The organism is Rhizobium sp. 01N48, from assembly GCF_056399145.1.
The window spans coordinates 345,201-363,772 of sequence record NZ_JBFTQT010000004.1 but is presented as its reverse complement, the minus strand read 5'-3'; the positions used below and the strand labels follow the sequence as shown (position 1 = coordinate 363,772).

Genomic DNA, 18,572 nt, shown 5'->3' with positions numbered 1-18,572 from the left:
GCGGATGTAAAGAGCCGCGACCGCCACGCTATCAGTCGAAAATGTCAGTAGAGACCGCCGGCGCCGGATTGAACCGCCTGATTGGCCTGCGGCGAGGTCTTCAGGATTTCCTCCGGCGCCATGGTGTTGTCCATGCCGATGACGGAGTAGCTGTCGGCCGGGCCGGTGCCGGGCTTGAAGGCTTCGATGATGGTGTTCGGATCGCCCTGCGTCGCGGCCATGCCAGTCTTGCGGTCGATCGGGATCAGGTTCATGCCGGCGGGGATGACGAACTTCGACACAGGCGTATCCTTCACAGCCGCCTGCATGAACTCGTTGAAGACGGGCGCGGACAGCGAGCTGCCGGTGCCGCCGCGGCCCAGCGTCGATGGCGAATCGAAACCGATATAAAGACCGGCGACCAGATCCGGCGTGAAGCCGACGAACCAGGCGTCCTTTTCATCGTTGGTCGTGCCGGTCTTGCCGGCGACGTCGCGTTCGCCGAGCTGAACCTTGCCGGCGGCCGTGCCGCGCTGGATAACGCCCTGCATCATCGAGGTGATCTGGTAGGAGGTCATCGGGTCGAGAACGGTTTCGCGGTTATCCACCACGTTCGGCTCTTCCTGGTTCTGCCAGTCGCTGGCGTTGCAGGCCTCGCAGACACGCTCCTCATGCTTGAAGATGGTCTTGCCGTAGCGGTCCTGGATGCGGTCGATGAGCGTCGGCTTGATCTGCTTGCCGCCGTTGGCGATGACCGAATAGGCCGAAACCATGCGCAGGACGGTGGTTTCGCCGGAGCCGAGCGACATGGCCAATACCGGCATCATCTTGTCGTAGATACCGAAGCGGTTGGCATATTCGGCAACGACGTTCATGCCGAGGTCGTTGGCGAGGCGCACCGTCATGCGGTTGCGCGAATGCTCGATGGCGAAGCGCAGCGTGTTGGCGCCACCGCCCTCGCCTTCGTAGTTGTCAGGCGCCCAGACCTGGCCGTTGCCGACCTGGATTTCGAGCGGATCGTCGCTGACGACGGAGGCCGGCGTGTAGCCATTGTCCATCGCGGCTGCGTAGACGAAAGGCTTGAAGGAGGAACCAGGCTGGCGCATCGCCTGCGTTGCGCGGTTGAATTCCGACTGCGCATAGGAGAAGCCGCCGACCATGGCCAGCACGCGGCCGGTCTTCGGGTCCATGGCGACGAGACCACCGCCGACCTTGGGCGGCTGGCGCAAACGGTAGGATGTTGAGCTGTCACCGCCGAGGCGCTCGACGAAGACGACGTCGCCCGGCTGCAACACGCCCTGCGGCGACTTGGAGGTCTTGCCGCCGGTGGCCGAACGGAAGGCCCACTGCATGTTCTTGGCTTCAATGGTGCCGCGCTGACGGTCGGCGCCGATCTTGCCGGCGCCATCCTTCTGCGGCTGCAGGCCGATGTCGACGCTGTCGCTGGCGACGGCGAGCACGACGGCGAGATCCCATTCCGGAACGTCGGAGAGAGCCGGGATATCGGCGAGCGCCTTGCCCCAGTCCGACGTCGTGTCGATCTGCTTGATCGGGCCGTGGAAGCCGCGGCGCTCATCGTAGTTGATCAGGCCATCCTGCAGCGCCTTGCGGGCGAAGACCTGCAATTGCGGATCGAACGAGGTGCGAACCGAGAGGCCACCCTCATAGAGCATCTTCTCGCCGTACTGGTCGATCAGCTGGCGGCGGACGGCTTCGGCGAAGTAGCCGGATGCGAAGAGCGACGGACCGCTGGTGCGGCCAGTGACGCCGAGCGGCTGCTTCTTGGCTTCAGCGCCATCCGACTGGCTGACATAGCCATTCTCGACCATGCGGTCGATAACCCAGTTGCGGCGGGTTACCGCAGCCTCAGGATGGCGGAACGGATGGTAGTTCGCCGGGCCCTTCGGCAGCGAAGCCAGATAGGCGGCATCGGCGATGGTCAGTTCGTTGACCGACTTGTTGAAATAGGTGAGTGCGGCGCTGGCGATACCGTAGGAGTTCAGGCCGAAGAAGATCTCGTTGAGATAGAGCTCGAGGATCTTGTCCTTGCTGTAGGCCTGCTCGATGCGGAAGGAGAGGATGGCTTCCTTGGCCTTACGCTCCATGGTCTGTTCGCTCGACAGCAGGAAGTTCTTGGCGACCTGCTGCGTGATCGTGGAGCCGCCCTGCGTCGGGCCGCCGGTCAGATAGGCGACCACGGCGCGGCCGAAACCGGTGACGTCGATACCAGGATGCTGGTAGAAATTCTTGTCTTCGGCGGAGAGGAACGCGGCCTTGACGCGATCGGGAACAGCCTGGATCGGCAGGAACAGGCGGCGCTCCTTGGCGTACTCGGCCATCAGCGCGCCGTTGCCGGCATGCACGCGCGTCGTCACCGGCGGCTCGTAGCTGCTCAGCACCGCGTAATCAGGAAGATCCTTCGTCACCGTCGCCAAATAAACGGCAACGGCCGCCGCTACGCCCAGGAACAGGACGCAAGCCGCTCCGAAGAAATATCCAAGAAGTCTGATCATATCTAAGCTACCGGTATCTCAATTGTCGATCGGCGCGCGCATAACAATCGCATGAACCGCGGCACTTTGCACGCTGCGCGAATTACTCCATGCCGGATGCGGCCACAAGCCAATTCCGTTTTGCACACGGAAACATAGCCGTGAGTAATGGCCTGAATGTGAGGAAAGTAGGGCTTTTGCCTGCAATTCCACACGCATACATGTTTACCCACGCAAGTGTCACATCTGAGCAACGGCCGCCCGTCAGCCGCCATTGGCGACCATGGATGCGTGGTAATGCTTCACCGCTTCCGTCAACAGGTCGCCCATCTTGGCGCGCCAGGTGTCGTCGAGCAGCAGTTTCTCGTCTTCCTTGTTCGAGAGGAAGCCGAGTTCCAGCAGGATGGAGGGAACATCTGGTGCCTGCAGAACGCGGAAGCCGGCGTGGCGGTGCGGGTTGTTGATCGTCCCGACCTGATCCTTGAAGGAGGCCAGCACGCTTTCGGCCATCGAGATCGAAAACGCCTGCGTTTCGCGCCGAGTCAGGTCGAGCAGGATGTCAGCCACTTCGGGCGGCTCGGTCGCGGCCGCCTTGCCGGCGATCTGGTCGGACAGGTTTTCGCGATCGGCTAGATCGGCGGCGAGCTTGTCGGACGCCTTGTCGGAGATGGTGTAGACGGTGGCGCCGCGAATATCCTTCTGGCGCAATGTGTCGGCATGCATCGAGACGAAGAGTGCCGCGTGGTTCTGCCGCGCGATCTGTACCCGCTCGGAAAGCGACAGGAACGAATCATCCTTGCGGGTCAGGAAAGCCTTGATGCCGGGCTCGCGGTTCAGCCGGTCCGCGAGAGTCTTGGCGAATGCCAGCGTGACATCCTTTTCCTGGGTCTTCGTGTCGACGCCGATCGCGCCGGTATCTATGCCACCATGGCCAGCATCGACGGCGACGATGAAGTCGCCGGGCTCAGCCTTTTCGGGCGCTGGTATGGCGCTGGTTGTCTGCGCGACCTCGGGCTCGTTCCAGGATTGGGCTTTCACCAGTTCGGCAAACGTCGCCTTGTCGGTCATCTCGGCTTCGAGAACGAGGCGCTGGCCCTTGCCGTTTTCATCGGCTTGAACCCTCGCCATGCCGATGCGAACGGGCTTTGTCGCCGTCAACACGATACGGGCGCTGTCGCCGTCCATCGTGCCGTAGCGGATATCCTTGAAAAGCCCCCTCGCCTCGAGATCCTTGGCGGGGAAACCGAAGGCCGTTGCCGGAAGATCGACGACGACCCGTTCCGGATTGGCAATGTAGTGGATGGAGAAGCTCGGGGGACGATCGAAATCGATGACGATGCGGGTCCTGGCGTCGTCGCCGACGATACGCGCGCCGTAGGCCAGAAGGCGCTCTTCGCCGGCCGCGGCCGCGACCGAATGACCGACCAACGGAACGGCCGCGGCCATCACCGCGGCAACCAGCCAAGCCCTGAAGTTTTTCGTCCGCAAGCCGGATTTCACCGTTGCGCGCCGCGTCTCGCTATACAACCGACTGTCATGCCCCAATTGTCATCAATGCCGGATCCCGCGATACACGCGATTGCGACCGAGAACAATTGTCACTGTCGCCGCGCCGGAATCACCTCGTCCACCGCTATTTTTTATGATGCTGCAAATCCATCAATATTATGGCACATTTGGCTTTTCCCTTGCTATTGTGACGGAGAAAACATACAAGCAATTTTAGGGTAGAAGCACTGACGGGATAGAGTCGCCGACAAGGCAGCCAACCGCAAAGGACCTGGCGCCACAACCGGCAATCGTCCGCCGTCTTACATGCTTCCACTCGACAATGGATCCTGATTTTTCCGGAGTATGCGGAAACTTCATCGGTGGATTGCCACCAACCGCTCTTTAAAGAGAGAGCAAACTCATCGGGCCTGAATAAGGTCTTTGTTTTGTCGATCTCGCTTGGTCTTTTATGGTGTCGCAGCAGGTTTTATCTAAAGTCTACAGACCCCGGGAGAAGAGTTTCCCCGCTGCTGTCTGGCTGCTGCCTTCCACACCGAACCAATCGCGACTTTCACTATCCGGCGCTGCTATGACGGTCCGCACTCCCCTTGTCTTATCGACTGCGGAGACTGCCGACGATCGACCGCGCCGAGGAGCTCAGCTTACATGGCAGACAAAATGCTTATCGACGCGTCTCACGAGGAAGAGACGCGCGTCGTTGTCGTTCGCGGAAACCGCATAGAAGAATTTGACTTCGAGTCAGAACACAAGAAGCAAATTCGCGGCAACATCTACCTCGCAAAGGTAACGAGGGTCGAGCCTTCGCTGCAGGCTGCTTTCGTCGATTACGGCGGCAACCGGCACGGCTTCCTGGCCTTCGCCGAAATCCATCCCGATTATTACCAGATCCCGCTTGCCGACCGTCAGGCCCTGTTGCGCGCCGAAGCCGAAGAGCATCGCCGCGACGACGATGTCGAGCATGTTGATACGGCACGGATCGACCCCGCGACCCAGGACCAACCCGATGTCGGCATCGTTGCCAAGGACGAATCTGATGCGCCAGTCGAAGCCGCGGTAGAGGTAGYAGAGACCGTCGAGACTGCAGAGGTTGTCGAAGCCGTCGAGGAAGCGCCTGCAAAGAAGGCAGCCAAGCCCCGCCGGAGCCGTAAGAAGGTCGTTCCCGCCGCTGACGAAGCGACGGTTGAAGCTGACGCCGCGGCATCGTCCGACGACGAAGGTTCCAACGGCGGCGAGATGGCCGCCATGGTCGAGACCGACACGATTTCCGAAGACGTCGATGCGCGCCGCCGCGGTGACGACGAGGATGACGACGATCATGATCACGAAGAAGAAGTGATCGAGAACGTCGGCGCTGAAGACGCCATGGAAGAAGTTCCTGACCGTGTGCAGCGCAAGCCGCGCAAGCAGTACCGCATCCAGGAAGTCATCAAGCGTCGCCAGATCCTGCTCGTTCAGGTCGCCAAGGAAGAACGTGGCAACAAGGGCGCCGCCCTGACCACCTACCTATCGCTTGCCGGCCGTTATTCGGTTCTGATGCCGAACACCGCACGTGGCGGTGGCATCTCCCGCAAGATCACCAGCCCTCAGGACCGCAAGCGCCTGAAGGAAATTGCCAAGATGCTCGAAGTGCCGCAGGGCATGGGCGTCATCCTGCGCACCGCCGGCGCCAACCGCACCAAGGTCGAGGTCAAGCGCGACTTCGAATACCTGATGCGTCTTTGGGAAAACGTCCGTACGCTGACGCTCGCATCGACCGCGCCTTGCCTCGTCTACGAGGAAGGCTCGCTCATCAAGCGTTCGATCCGCGACCTCTACAACAAGGATATCGGCGAGATCATCGTCTCCGGCGAAGAAGGCTATCGTGAAGCGAAAGACTTCATGAAGATGCTGATGCCGAGCCACGCCAAGGTGGTCCAGCCTTACCGCGACATTCACCCGATCTACTCGCGCTCCGGCATCGAAGCCCAGCTCGACCGTATGCTGCAGCCGCAGGTGACGCTGAAGTCGGGTGGCTACCTGATCATCAACCAGACCGAAGCGCTGGTTTCGATCGACGTCAACTCCGGTCGTTCGACCCGCGAGCACTCGATCGAAGACACGGCACTGCAGACCAACCTCGAGGCCGCCGACGAAGTCGCTCGTCAGCTGCGCCTGCGCGACCTGGCTGGCCTTGTCGTCATCGACTTCATCGACATGGAAGAAAAGCGCAACAACCGCGCTGTCGAAAAGAAGCTGAAGGATTGCCTGAAGAACGATCGCGCCCGCATCCAGGTTGGCCGCATCTCGCACTTCGGCCTGCTCGAAATGTCGCGCCAGCGCATTCGCGCATCGGTTCTCGAATCGACGACGCAGGTCTGCTCGCATTGCGGCGGCACCGGTCACGTTCGCTCGCAGTCTTCCGTTGCCCTGCACGTGCTGCGCGGTATCGAAGAATATCTGCTCAAGAACACGACCCACGACATCACGGTTCGCACGACGCCGGAGATCGCTCTTTATATCCTCAACCACAAGCGTCAGACGATCGTTGACTATGAAGCCCGCTTCGGCGTCGCCATCATCATCGATGCCGATGGCGCGGTTGGCGCGCAGCATTTCGCGATCGATCGCGGCGAAGCCGTCGAGAACCCGGTCAAGATCGAAACCCTCTTCAACTTCGCGGCGATCCCCGAAGACGACGACGATGACGTCGTGATCGAGATCGACGAGGAAGAAGACGAAGAGCTGGAAGAAAAGCAGGCGTCGGAACGTCCGGCTGCCGCTGCCCGTGCAGAGGGCGAAGGTGATGGACGCAAGCGCAAGCGTCGCCGTCGTCGTCGTGGCCGCAACGGCAATGGCGAGCAGCAGGCATCCGACGAGAACGGTGCGGAACAGGCTGGCGACGAGGACGGTGGTGACGAGGAAGGCGACGACGCCGAAGCCACGTCCGCTGCCGGCTCCGAAGAGCGCGCCGAAGGCGATGACGCACAGCGCCGCAAGCGCCGCCGTCGCGGCAAGCGCGGCGGTCGCCGCAACCGCGAGGAAGGTGGCGAAGGCGCTGAGGGCGACGATGTTGCCGAAGCCGATGGCGATGTTGCCGCAAGCGCGGAAGCAGTTGAGACCACGGACGATGCCGCAGTCGCAACCGAAGACAGCGCACCGGTAGATGTTGTCGTGGAAGCTGCCGCAGCAGAAGCTGTCGAAGCCTCTTCGGCCATGGCCGCCGTCGAAGCCGGCGCCACGGTGACGGAAGACGTGAAGCCGAAGCGCGCTCGCCGCAGCCGCAAGGCCTCGCCGGTCGAAGAGCCTGTGGTGGAAGCAGAGGTGGCACCTGCCGCTGAAGCAGCTCCGGTTACCGAAGCAGCCCCTGCCGCCGAGCCGGAAGTCACTGAGGCCTCCGCCGATCTGGCAGCGCCCGCTGCTGAAGAGGAAGCAAAGCCCGTTCGCGCCAATCGCGGCGCAAACGTCGCCTCCTCCGAACCAACCGTCAAGTCGTCGACCACGGAAGCGACTGATGGCGACGGGAAGCCGAAGAAGGCCGGCTGGTGGCAGCGCCGCGGTTTTTTCTGAGACTGATTTTCGGACGTAAGTAATTGAAATCCGGCTGCGGCGACGCAGCCGGATTTTTTTCGTTCAGGGGTTATGTGTCGTTCGATTGGACGCATCGGTTGCCCGGTGGCGGGGACTGGATGTCAGTCTTGCCGCCACGGTAAACAGGGCGCGCTATATCCGCCCTCCGGATGCCTGAGCGCTTTCCATACGCGGCGGCGTTATCCCTACCCTACCAGCAACCATCGCTCACGCTAGGCTCGGCTATGCGTATCGGCGCTTTTGGCTGCCATAAGCGCGAAACTGATTCCAGCCAGAAGCTGCACCGGTTTGGCGGTAGGCAGATATGCAAACAGCGAGATCGGCTTCCGGCCGGATCTCGCTGAGGCAAACTTGATGATTGCTGTAAGGCGCGGCCGCCGCGCAAGGCTAGCCACGACCCGTGCATTCACAACGCAGGTCGTGGCCCCAAATCAATCGCGTTCGGAAATAACCGTCGCGTGCGGGTATTCGCCGTAGAAGCCGCGCCAGTTGGCGATCGCGAAGCCGAAGACGACGAGTGCGCCGCCCTGGTGCAGCAGACCCCAGTCGAGCGGGACTTCGAGCAGCAATGTGGCGATGCCGATCGAGGCCTGGATGGTGACGAGGCCGAACATGACGACGGCGCGGCGTGCGTGGGTCGTTGCTGGTGCTGCGCGCAAAAGCATGATCATGTTGATCAGCGTCACGGCAAACAGCGTGTAGGCGCCGATGCGGTGGATGAACTGTACGGTCTTCGGGTTTTCGAAGAAGTTGATCCAGGCGGGCTGCTGGATCAGGAGATCGGACGGCACGATGGCGCCGTCCATCAGCGGCCATGTATTGTAGGTGAAGCCCGCATCGAGACCGGCGACCAGCGCGCCGAGATAGATCTGGAACAAGGTCAGCGCGGCGATCACGCAGGCCCATACGCGCGCGCTTTTGGTCGGCGCCGTGTCTTCGGAATGCGGCGAGAGCGCGCGCATGATCCACATACAGGATGCGAAGATCAGACACGCCGTGATCAGGTGTGTCGCCAGGCGGTACTGACTGACATCGGTGCGCGCGGTCAGGCCCGACGAGACCATCCACCAGCCGATGGCGCCCTGGAAGCCGCCGAGCGCCAGTATGCCGACGAGAGGCCAGCGCAGGCGGCGCTCGATCCTGCCGGTTGCCCAGAAGTAGAGGAGCGGCAGCGCGAAGATCACGCCGATGCCGCGGGCGATCAGGCGGTGCGCCCATTCCCACCAGAAGATGCCCTTGAACTCATCGACGGTCATGTCGCTGTTGATCTGCTGGAATTCGGGAATGCGCTGGTAGAGCTTGAATTCTTCTTCCCATTCCGTGGCGTTCAGCGGTGGGATTACGCCGTGGATCGGCTTCCACTCGGTGATCGACAGGCCGGAATTGGTCAGTCGCGTCGCGCCGCCCACAATCACCAGACAGAACAGCGCGAGAAGGACGATGCCGAGCCAAATTCGTATGGCTTTGCGATTGCTATCCTGCTTGCGCACCTGGCGCAGAATTTCCTGTTCAGTCGTAAGATCGGCGACGGCCATGGACGGACTCCTTCGTTCCGACAGTTGATTTGCCTTAGCCACTGATGCAAAACAAGTCCGAACATTTGCGGCATGCCGTCGCGGTGGCCTGCACATCCCATACCGGAATTCACCAGATGCCCGTCCGCCTTCGCAAGTTCATCGGCACCATCCTCATCGTCGTCCTCGTTCTGGTCTATGCGTTGGTTGCGAATACGATCGCGGTTGCGACGCTCGGCAATGCGCCATGGTGGGGCCACCTGCTCTATTTCTCGCTGACGGGGCTGCTCTGGGTATTGCCTGCGATGGTCATCATCAAGTGGATGGCCGGCCCGAAGCAGCAATAGGCATTAATCGCGGACTAACCGTGATTGACGGAAAAGCCGTCGGCTCGGCGCGCGTAAAGGAAATGGATGCGCTGCCGCGCTATTTTCCCGGGCAGTATCTTTTCCCGGAGAACGCCCGTGCAAACGCAAAAGCTTCCATTGGAATCCGCGCCGCGTGACATCGCCGCCGACGCAGATGCCGGATTGGCGAAGCTCAGGGAGATAAATGCGCGGCTGTCCTTAGATGCGATCGAGATCGACATTGTCGATTCCATAGAGGCTATCGAGCCCGAATGGCGCGCGCTTGAGCGTGACAATCTGAACTCCCTGCACCAGGGCTATGACTGGTGCGCCTCCTGGATGAAGGCCTACGGCAATCCGGCCGCCATCATCCGTGGCCGGTCGGGGACGCGAACCGTCTTCATTCTCCCCGTCGAGGTCGTCCGCTCGCGCGGCGTGCGTGTCGCGAAGTTCATCGGCGCCGACCATAGCAACATCAATACCGGCCTGTTTGCCGCCGATTTCGCGGATTCCTCCGAGGCGTTTGATGCAAGACACCTTGCCGCCCATATCTCCGGCGCGCTCAAGGGCAAAGCGGATCTCCTGCTCCTGCAGAACATTCCTCTGACATGGCGCGGTCGCCGTAATCCGCTGGCGCTGCTGCCGACGGTGCAGAACCAGAACCACGCCTACCAGCTGCCGCTGTTCGACACGATGGAAGCGACGCTGAAGCAGTTGAACGCCAAAAGCCGGCGGAAGAAGTTCCGGGTGCAGTCGAAGCGGCTGGAGGAGATCGGGGGCTTCGATTATGTCCATGGTACGGATGCCAAGAGTCAGCACGCGCTTCTCGACCAGTTCTTCCGGCTGAAGAGCGAACGCTTCAAGGCGATGGGACTGCCCGATGTCTTCGCCGACGCCGAGACGAAGGCATTTCTGCACGGCGCGATTGATGTCCGTGATGCCGAGAGGGAACTGTCAGGTCTCGAAATGCATGCGATCCAGCTAAGAGGCGAGCATGCCGGTCACGTGGCGGCCGTCGCGGGCATCTCGCGCAAGGGCGATCATGTGATCTGCCAGTTCAGCGCGATCGACGAGAGCATCGGCGCCGAGGCCAGCCCGGGCGAGTTTCTGTTCTGGCAGATGATATCGGGGCTGCACGGCAAGGGCGTCAGCATGTTCGATTTCGGCCTGGGCGACCAGGGCTACAAGCGCTCCTGGGCGCCTGTCGAGACTGATCACTATGATGTGGTGCTGCCCCTCACCGCTCGCGGCATGGTCGCCGGCACGGCGCATCGGCTCGTTACCCGAGCCAAGGCCTATATCAAGTCACAGCAGCGGCTCTATCGCGCCGCCCAGCGTCTGCGCCGGTTCGCCGGCGTTTGATCAGGCCGCCTGCTGGGCGACCGCCGCATTGCCATCCGTATTGCCGCCGGACATCAGCACGACGCGCTCGTAACCCGCTTCCTCAAAGCTGGTCATCGCGGCCACGAACTCTTCTTCGACGATTTCCGGCATGGACAGGATGATTTCGACCGTCTTGCTCTGCGTGAGCTTGGAGACGCCGGCCGCATCGGCAGCGCCGGATTCGACCAGCACCAGATCGTAGGCCGAGGAGAGAGCGTCGAGCAGCAGCGAGAGGCGATCGGCCCCGCGCATGGCGCGACGCATGTCGCTGGTGCCCTGCGGGATGAAGTGGGCGTCGGAGAGGTAATCACCATGGATGGTGTCGCCAAAGGCTGCCTCACCGCACAGAAGGTCGGTGACGCCAGGCAGCGAGCGGCCTTGCGCCATCAGTTCCGTTGGGTGACCGGAGCCCGTCATGTCTACGAGCACGACACGGGAGCCGGCGGACGCAAGCGTGCGCGCCAGGGCAACGGTCGCGGCCGAGCCATTGTCACCGGTCGGTGAAATTGCGATCGCGAGGGGTGCACGGCTGCCGATGAGGTAATGTGCGACGGACGCGATGGAGAACTCGTTCTCATCCTCAGGCTCTTCCAGGACGAGGTCTTCGGCCACCTCGTCTTCCTGTTCGTCTTGCTCTTCCTGCTGGACGGCAAGCATGCTCGACGCCGGTGTGCGTGCCGGCGGCGCATCAACGACCACGACTTCGACCGTTTCCCGTTCGATGCGTTCCTCGACCTCGGCGCTCGACGTCGGCCGCAGCGCGCGGCCGCTGAAAAGCTCCGCCAGCATGATGGCGATCGAGGTCATGATGAAGGTCGCGAGTGCTGCGACGACAACGATCGGGACGACCTTGGGGAAGTAGGGGTCGACCGGCTGAACGGCGGTCGACACGATGCGGGCGTCCGCCGGGCTGGAATTCTTGTCGGCGCGCGAGGCGGCCTCGCGGAAGCGCGACAGGTAGGTTTCGAGCAGCTGACGCTGGGCGGCGGCTTCGCGCTCAAGCGCATTCAGGCCAACTTCATCCTCACCGGCCTGGGCGCTGTTTGCCTTGACCTTGTTGGACTGCTGCTCAAGCTCCTGCTCGCGAAGCGTCGCGACCTTTGCTTCGTTTTCGATGCTTGCCAGGATCTTCTGCGTTTCCTGACGGATCTGCGTCTTGATGTCCGCGAGCTGGGCGCGGAGGCTCTTCAGGCGCGGATGGTTGTTGAGGAGCGACGTCTGGAGGTCGGAGATCTGCGACTGTAGCCCGGATTCCGTTCCCTTCAGCCGCTGGATCGACTGCGACGACATGATGTCCTGCAGCGTATCGGATGCTTCGCCCGATGACAGCGCATTGCGCACGGACTGCGCGCGCGCCTCGGCATTGGCCCTCTCGCCGCGGACACGTGTCAGTTCGGCGGAGATATCGTTCAGCTGTTGCGTCTGGAAATTGCCGCCGCCGTTGGTCGGCAGCAGGCCGTGCGCGGCGCGGTATTCGGCAACCTTTTGCTCGGCGTCGCTGACCTTCGTCCGGAGGTTCTCGATTTCCGGCTCCAGCCAACGCGTGGCTTCCGAGTTGGAATCAAGCTTGGCGCCGCTCTGCTTGGCGAGATAGGCGGCGGCCATGGCGTTGGGGATCGTTGCGGCGAGCGCCGGATCCTTGGAGGTGAAGGTAATACCGATGACGCGGGAGCCGGGAACCTGATAGACCTGCAGGCGCTCGACGAAGGCGTCGATGACGCGCTCTTCCGGCGGGTTGGCAAGCGGGCTCTTTTTCAAATGCAGCGCGATCAGAATGTCGCCGAGCGCGGAGCTGTTGGCGGCTGCGTCGAACTCGGGGAGATCGTAGAGCTTCTGGCTGCTGATGACCTGTTTGATCAGATCGGCCGACTGCAGGAGCTGCACCTGGCTGGAGATGTTCAGTTCGTCGAGGAGCTGGCCTGCATTCGCATCCGTTGCCTGCGCGGTGGCGAAGGCCGGCGCGCGTGGCTCGATCAGGATGCGGGTCTCGCTGCGATACTTCGGCGAGATCATCTTGGCGCCGGCAAACGCTACCCCTGCCCCGAGCAAGGTGATCGCCACGACCTTGAGCCGGCGGGCCCAAACGCCGCGGACCAGCTGGGCAAGATCGATATCGACATCCTGATTACCCGTCACGCCGGACATGCTCGTACTCCAAGAACAAAGGTGCCGCGAGGGTAAATGACTATAGTAACTCAAGGGTTAATGCTTGGAGGCGCAGGGCTGACAGCCTTCGCAGTTCAAGAAAGAGCGAATTTGATGGCGGTCTTTACCGGTCATTAACCCTAACGGATCGATAACGGGACAAGAGTTTCGTTTCCTGTGAGAAGCAGATGCCCGTCGCACAGCCCAAGTTTCTGATGGCTTTGAGCCTCGCCGCCATGACAGCAGTCTTGGGCGGCTGCAACAGCTATCAGCCCGCGCCGCGCGCATTCAACCAGGCAACGATCCAGCCCTATTCGCTGGATAGCGGCGACAGGCTTCGCATTACCGTGTTCGATCAGCCGAGCATGACCAACACCTACACGATCGACCAGGCCGGCTACATCGCCTTCCCGCTTGTCGGTCAGGTGCCGGCGCGTGGCCGTACGCTGCAGCAGCTCTCCGGTCAGATCGCGCAAAAACTCAAGCAGGGCTACCTCCGTGATCCCGACGTCACCATCGATGTCGACCGCTATCGCTCCATCTTCATCATGGGTGAAGTCGGCCAGCCCGGCCAATACGCCTATGTTCCGGGCATGACCGCGCAGAACGCGATCGCCGTTGCCGGCGGCTTTACGCCGCGCGCCAACCAGAGCGCCGTCGATGTGACCAGAAAGATCAACGGCCAGGTGATGACGGGACGCGTCAACATCTCGTCCGCCATCATCGCCGGCGATACGCTCTATGTCCGCGAACGGCTGTTCTGATCATAGATGAGCGAACAGCGGCCCCTTCGCATCATTCACTGCTTCAGGTCCCCGGTCGGCGGCATCTTCCGCCACGTGCGCGATCTGGTGATCGAGCACAGCAAGGCCGGCCATGAAGTGGGCATTCTTTGCGACAGTTCGACCGGTGGAGAGCACGAGGACGCGCTGTTCGACGACATCAGGCCCTATCTGGCGCTGGGGCTGACGCGCGTGCCGATCCGGCGCTCGATCAGCCCTTCGGACATTGGCGTGCTTTGGGACGCCTACAAGAAGATCAAAAGTTTGCGGCCGGATGTGCTGCACGGACACGGCGCCAAAGGCGGTGTGCTCGCGCGGCTAGCCGGCTCAGCCCTGCGGGTGAACAGGTATTGCGTAGCCCGCCTCTACACTGCCCATGGCGGAAGCCTTCATTATTCCCGCTCGTCGCTTCTGGGGCAGTTCGTGCTCCGCATGGAGCGGCTGCAGGAATATCTCACGGACGCCCTGGTGTTCATCTGCGAGTACGAGCGCGACACCTACACCAAGCGGGTCGGCCGCCCGCGGACGCAAACGCGGCTGATCTACAACGGGATCAGCGAGCGAGACTTCGAGCTCGTCCCGACACGGTCCGATGCCGTCCACTTCATCTATGTTGGCATGTTGCGGGACCTTAAGGGTCCCGACCTTTTTGTGGACGCGTTTGCAAAGACGGAGCGCCTGATCGGCCGGCCGCTGTCGGCTCTTATGATCGGCGACGGACCGGATCGAGATCGCTACCGCGAGATGATGGTCGAGCGCGGCCTCGGCAAGCGTATCGGCATGCTGCCTGCGATGCGCGTGCAGCAGGCATTCGCGATGTCGCAGAACCTCGTCGTACCCTCCCGCGCGGAAGCCATGCCCTATATCGTCCTCGAGGGCTTGGGCGCCGGCAAGACGATCATCGCGACACGCGTCGGCGGCATTCCGGAAGCGCTCGGCAAGGATAGCGCGGCGCTGGTCGCGCCTGACGATGCCGACGACCTCGCCCGGGTGATGGCGGACGCCATTCGCGTTCCCGAATGGCACGAGAAAACCATGCCTCCGATCGATCAGGTACGGTCGGTCTTTTCCGCCACGGTCATGGCCAAGGATGTGTTGAAACTCTATCGCGAACTGCTTGAGCGCCGGGCCGCAAAGACAAGTAAAGCCACTTCGTAAAACGTTTCTTAGGGGCTTTCTGCTATTGCCGACTGGTGAAACAGCGGCGGTAGCCTCATGAACAAGGCAGAGAACAACGATCAATTTGATCTGGAAACCCTGCGCAAGCAAGTTTCCGACGTCAATCGACGCAGCGGCGGCGGCACTGAGAAAACCACCTCAGAGCCGCTCAACGACTATGCGCGTCAGATCGCCGAGCAGTTCAGCGACGGCACACGCACGCCCGCGATCATGATCGGCCAGTTTCGCCTGATCGAATTTCTCTCGCAATTCGGCATCGGCCTCCTCTCCTTCCTGCTGTGGATGGATACGGAGGAAACGATCTCCATGCGCGCGGTCGCATCCATATGCGTCGGCGCCGCGCTGGTGCTCGCCCTGCAGACGGCTGATTGCTACACGATCCCGGCGCTGCGCGCCCGCACGCGCCCGCTGCCGAAGGTGCTCCTGACATGGACGCTAGTCTTTGGTGCCATGGTCGCCATTGTCGCGATCGTCAGTCCTGTCGATACGGCACAGCTGCGGTCCTATCTCTCGTGGTTCATCCTCGGCGGCGTCTTCTTGCTCGCATCGCGCTTCCTGCTCGCCTACGGCATCCGAAACTGGGCGCGAAACGGCATCATGGAGCGCCGCGCGGTTCTCGTCGGCGGCGGCCAGCCGGCCAAGGATTTCATCCGCCTGCTCGAACAGCAGCCCGACAACGACATCCGCATCTGCGGCATCTTCGATGACCGCGGCGACAAGCGGTCGCCGGCAATGGTCGCGGGCTATCCGAAGCTCGGGACGATCGGCGAGCTCGTCGAGTTCGCGCGCCTGACACGTATCGACATGCTGATCATCGCACTGCCGCTCAGCGCGGAAGCGCGCATTCTGCAACTGTTGAAGAAGCTTTGGGTTCTGCCTGTCGATATCCGTCTCGCCGCGCATTCGAACCGGCTCCGCTTCCGTCCGCGCGCCTATTCGCATGTCGGATCGGTGCCGATGCTCGATATCTTCAACAAGCCCATTCGCGACTGGGATTCGGTGGCCAAGCGCTGCTTCGATATCTTCTTCGCCGTGCTTGCGCTTCTCGTGCTCTGGCCGATCATGCTGGCAACGGCCGTTGCCATCAAGGCGACGTCGCAGGGACCGGTCTTCTTCATGCAGAAGCGGCATGGCTTCAACAACGAGGTCATCAACGTCTTCAAGTTCCGCTCGATGTACACCAACATGAGCGACCCGACCGGAAAGGCGGCGGTCACCAAGGGCGACCCGCGCGTCACGCCCGTCGGCCGCTTCATCCGCAAGACGTCGATCGACGAACTGCCGCAGCTGTTCAACGTGCTTCTCGGCAATCTGTCGCTCGTCGGCCCGCGCCCGCATGCCGTGCTTGCACAGGCCCGCGACCGCGCCTTCGGCGATGTCGTCGAGGGCTATTTCGCGCGCCACCGCGTCAAGCCCGGCGTCACAGGCTGGGCGCAAATCAACGGCTGGCGCGGCGAAGTCGACAATGACGACAAGATCAAGTTCCGCACGGCCTACGATCTCTACTACATCGAGAACTGGTCGCTCTGGTTCGACCTGAAGATCCTGTTCCTCACGCCGTTCCGCCTGTTTAACACGGAAAACGCCTATTGAGCGCGATCGAGGCGACATACCCACGCGTCGCCCATCCACAACGGGCAACACTGCGGCTGATCGGCTCGGCGGCCGTGACCGTCGGCGTATTCCTGTCGGGCTTCGTCATCAGCGAACCCGCCCCGTATGAACTCTGGATGGCCGGACTCGTCGGGCTGTGGTTCATCCTTGGCCTCAGGATCTCGCGCTATACCGTTCCGCTTCTGGCGCTGCTGATCACCTTCAACGTCGGCGGCATGCTGTCCTTGACGCAGATGAAGGATCTCGCCGATGGTCCGATGTATGTCGCAGTCTCGACCTTCCTCGCCTTGACCGCCGTCTTCTACGCCGCGATCATCGAGGACAGTCATCGCCGGCTGCCGCTCATCTTCAATGCCTGGGCGTTTGCCGCCGTCATCACCTCGATGCTCGGCATCCTTGGCTACTTCCACGCTTTTCCGGGCTCCGAGGTCTTCACGCTCTACGACCGCGCCAAGGGTGCCTTCCAGGACCCGAACGTGTTCGGACCGTTCCTCGTGCCCCCTTCCCTCTATCTCGTGCACGGCATCCTGACGGGAAACCTGCGCGCGGCACCGATCAAGGCGGCGGCACTCCTCATCCTCGCACTCGGCGTCTTCCTGTCGTTCTCGCGCGCGGCCTGGGGCTTGTTCCTGCTCACCATCATCCTCCTGATCTTCGTGATGCTGCTCAAGGAACGCAGCGGCGCGTTCCGGCTGCGCATTCTCGTTCTGTCGCTGGCCGCGATCCTGATGATGGTGGCGTCGCTTGTCATCGCCTTGCAGTTTCCCAAGGTCAGCGACCTCTTCTCGACGCGCGCCCAGTTGGTGCAGCAATATGACGGCGAGCACCTCGGGCGCTTCGATCGCCACCGGATCGGCTTCACGATGATGATGGAGCGACCGCTCGGCATCGGGCCGATGGTGTTCGGCACCATCTTTCCCGAAGACGAGCATAATATCTGGCTGAAATCTCTGACGACCTACGGCTGGCTTGGCTTCGTCAGCTATGTCGGCATGCTTTTCTGGACCTTCTATCTCGGCTTCAAGAACCTGCTGAAGAACCGGCCTTGGCAGCCCTATCTGATGATCGCCTGGATCGGCGTCCTCGGCCATGCGGCGATCGGCAACGTCATCGACATCGACCACTGGCGCCATGTCTACCTGCTCTTCGGTGTCGTCTGGGGCTGCGCTGCGCTCGAGGCGCGGTATATGCGCAATCCAAACGCTCGCGACCGCCACTGAGGCCTTGCGAACCGCCACCGGCGCGCTAGTCTTTCCTTATGATCACAGCCATGCAGATACGCGCCGCCCGCGCCATGATGGGCATCTCCATAGAGCAACTGGCAACCGCCTCCGGCCTGCCCGTCGCAACCCTCGAAACTCTTGAGCGCGACGAGACGCAAGGCGAGCCGCAGGCACTGCTGGCGGTCAAGCAGGCGCTCGAAACCGGCGGCGTGCTGTTTATCGCCAGCGGCAATCATGACGAGGGTGGCCCAGGCGTCCGGCTGAAGGCACGCAGCGGCAGCGACGAGGGTATCCGTCCGGAAAACCTGAACTCTGCAAACGACGACTGAACGCTGGAACCAAAATCGAGGTTTCGCGTTATTCCCGCGCATTATCAAAATGTTGGGGGATGTTTCTTGAGAAACTCGAACGGTCTTTATGTTGTTATCGGCGCTCTGATTGTCGTCGTCGCCGGGCTTGGTGCCTATATCTATCACGAACAGACGAAGCCGAAGGGCGTCGAGATGAGCATCGGCCAGAACGGCGTGTCCATCGAGCAGAAATGACACTTGCAAGCGACTGGCGCGACGCGATCGCGCTCAGTTTTTGATATTGGCGGCGCGCTGGGAATACAGCGCGTCCTCAATGATAACGCCGGCCGTAACCCGCATGAAATGATCCTCTGCAAGCTCCATCAGCAACAGGGCGACATCATGCTCCGGCCAACCGGACTGGATAGCATTATCGATCAATTTCGAAAGTGCCTCTGACATCCATTCACGAATAGATTGACTTCCAGCGATATCAATCATGAACAACCTCATGCATCTCCTGTATATCCATGCCACAAATCGGC

At 61.7% G+C, this 18,572-nt stretch carries 14 protein-coding genes and 1 pseudogene; 10 read left to right on the top strand and 5 right to left on the bottom strand.

The window, feature by feature from the left end; all coding sequences use genetic code 11:
* Positions 1–44: 44 nt before the first annotated feature.
* Together AC1DOG_RS10920 and AC1DOG_RS10915 are read right to left on the bottom strand one after the other, a co-directional pair.
* The gene (locus AC1DOG_RS10920) at positions 45–2,492 is read right to left on the bottom strand and encodes a penicillin-binding protein 1A (protein WP_018898660.1); all 2,448 of its coding nucleotides are present in this window, start codon (positions 2,490–2,492) and stop codon (positions 45–47) included.
* A 243-nt stretch (positions 2,493–2,735) separates the two neighbouring features.
* Positions 2,736–3,917, bottom strand: coding sequence for an N-acetylmuramoyl-L-alanine amidase (locus tag AC1DOG_RS10915; RefSeq protein WP_477928167.1), 1,182 nt, complete (start codon positions 3,915–3,917; stop codon positions 2,736–2,738).
* A gap of 711 nt (positions 3,918–4,628) precedes the next feature.
* Here AC1DOG_RS10915 and AC1DOG_RS10910 point away from each other — a divergent pair.
* A complete protein-coding gene (locus AC1DOG_RS10910) occupies positions 4,629–7,529 on the top strand; it encodes an Rne/Rng family ribonuclease (protein ID WP_477927966.1) in 2,901 nt (966 codons plus the stop codon).
* Positions 7,530–7,981: 452 nt separating this feature from the next.
* On the opposite strand, the gene AC1DOG_RS10905 is transcribed toward AC1DOG_RS10910, so the two are convergent.
* Complete coding sequence (locus AC1DOG_RS10905; RefSeq protein WP_477927964.1) at positions 7,982–9,085, bottom strand: COX15/CtaA family protein; 1,104 nt, start codon at positions 9,083–9,085, stop codon at positions 7,982–7,984.
* Between the two features lie 116 nt (positions 9,086–9,201).
* On the opposite strand from AC1DOG_RS10905, the gene AC1DOG_RS10900 reads away from it, so the two are divergent.
* Together AC1DOG_RS10900 and AC1DOG_RS10895 are read left to right on the top strand one after the other, a co-directional pair.
* A complete protein-coding gene (locus AC1DOG_RS10900) occupies positions 9,202–9,411 on the top strand; it encodes a DUF2842 domain-containing protein (RefSeq protein ID WP_018898664.1) in 210 nt (69 codons plus the stop codon).
* Between the two features lie 117 nt (positions 9,412–9,528).
* Complete coding sequence (locus AC1DOG_RS10895; protein WP_477927962.1) at positions 9,529–10,773, top strand: GNAT family N-acetyltransferase; 1,245 nt, start codon at positions 9,529–9,531, stop codon at positions 10,771–10,773.
* Here the strand turns inward: AC1DOG_RS10895 and AC1DOG_RS10890 are convergent, their stop codons facing one another.
* Positions 10,774–12,939, bottom strand: a complete 2,166-nt coding sequence (locus AC1DOG_RS10890) for a GumC family protein (RefSeq protein WP_477927960.1) — start codon at positions 12,937–12,939, stop codon at positions 10,774–10,776.
* Positions 12,940–13,127: 188 nt separating this feature from the next.
* Between AC1DOG_RS10890 and AC1DOG_RS10885 the strand changes: the two genes are divergently transcribed.
* The 7 genes and pseudogenes from AC1DOG_RS10885 (at position 13,128) to AC1DOG_RS10855 (ending at position 18,282) form a co-directional block, all read left to right on the top strand.
* Positions 13,128–13,703: a polysaccharide biosynthesis/export family protein gene (locus AC1DOG_RS10885; protein ID WP_018898667.1), complete on the top strand. Its 576-nt coding sequence runs from the start codon at positions 13,128–13,130 to the stop codon at positions 13,701–13,703.
* Between the two features lie 6 nt (positions 13,704–13,709).
* Positions 13,710–14,879: a glycosyltransferase family 4 protein gene (locus AC1DOG_RS10880; RefSeq protein WP_477927957.1), complete on the top strand. Its 1,170-nt coding sequence runs from the start codon at positions 13,710–13,712 to the stop codon at positions 14,877–14,879.
* A gap of 57 nt (positions 14,880–14,936) precedes the next feature.
* Positions 14,937–15,165 (top strand): annotated as a pseudogene (locus tag AC1DOG_RS10875) (undecaprenyl-phosphate glucose phosphotransferase); the annotation flags it as partial.
* A 17-nt stretch (positions 15,166–15,182) separates the two neighbouring features.
* Entirely contained in the window at positions 15,183–16,493 is a 1,311-nt protein-coding gene (locus AC1DOG_RS10870; protein ID WP_477928165.1) for an undecaprenyl-phosphate glucose phosphotransferase, read from the top strand.
* Positions 16,490–17,734 carry an O-antigen ligase family protein gene (locus AC1DOG_RS10865; protein WP_477927955.1) on the top strand — a complete coding sequence of 415 codons (1,245 nt, stop codon included), beginning with the start codon at positions 16,490–16,492 and terminating at the stop codon, positions 17,732–17,734. Before AC1DOG_RS10870 ends, AC1DOG_RS10865 begins: the two co-directional genes overlap by 4 nt.
* Before the next feature lie 38 nt (positions 17,735–17,772).
* Positions 17,773–18,066 carry a helix-turn-helix domain-containing protein gene (locus tag AC1DOG_RS10860; RefSeq protein WP_111561170.1) on the top strand — a complete coding sequence of 98 codons (294 nt, stop codon included), beginning with the start codon at positions 17,773–17,775 and terminating at the stop codon, positions 18,064–18,066.
* 66 nt (positions 18,067–18,132) lie between these two features.
* Positions 18,133–18,282, top strand: coding sequence for a hypothetical protein (locus tag AC1DOG_RS10855; protein ID WP_018898672.1), 150 nt, complete (start codon positions 18,133–18,135; stop codon positions 18,280–18,282).
* A gap of 33 nt (positions 18,283–18,315) precedes the next feature.
* Here AC1DOG_RS10855 and AC1DOG_RS10850 read toward each other — a convergent pair whose 3' ends face one another.
* Entirely contained in the window at positions 18,316–18,528 is a 213-nt protein-coding gene (locus tag AC1DOG_RS10850) for a hypothetical protein (RefSeq protein WP_477927953.1), read from the bottom strand.
* Positions 18,529–18,572: the final 44 nt, after the last annotated feature.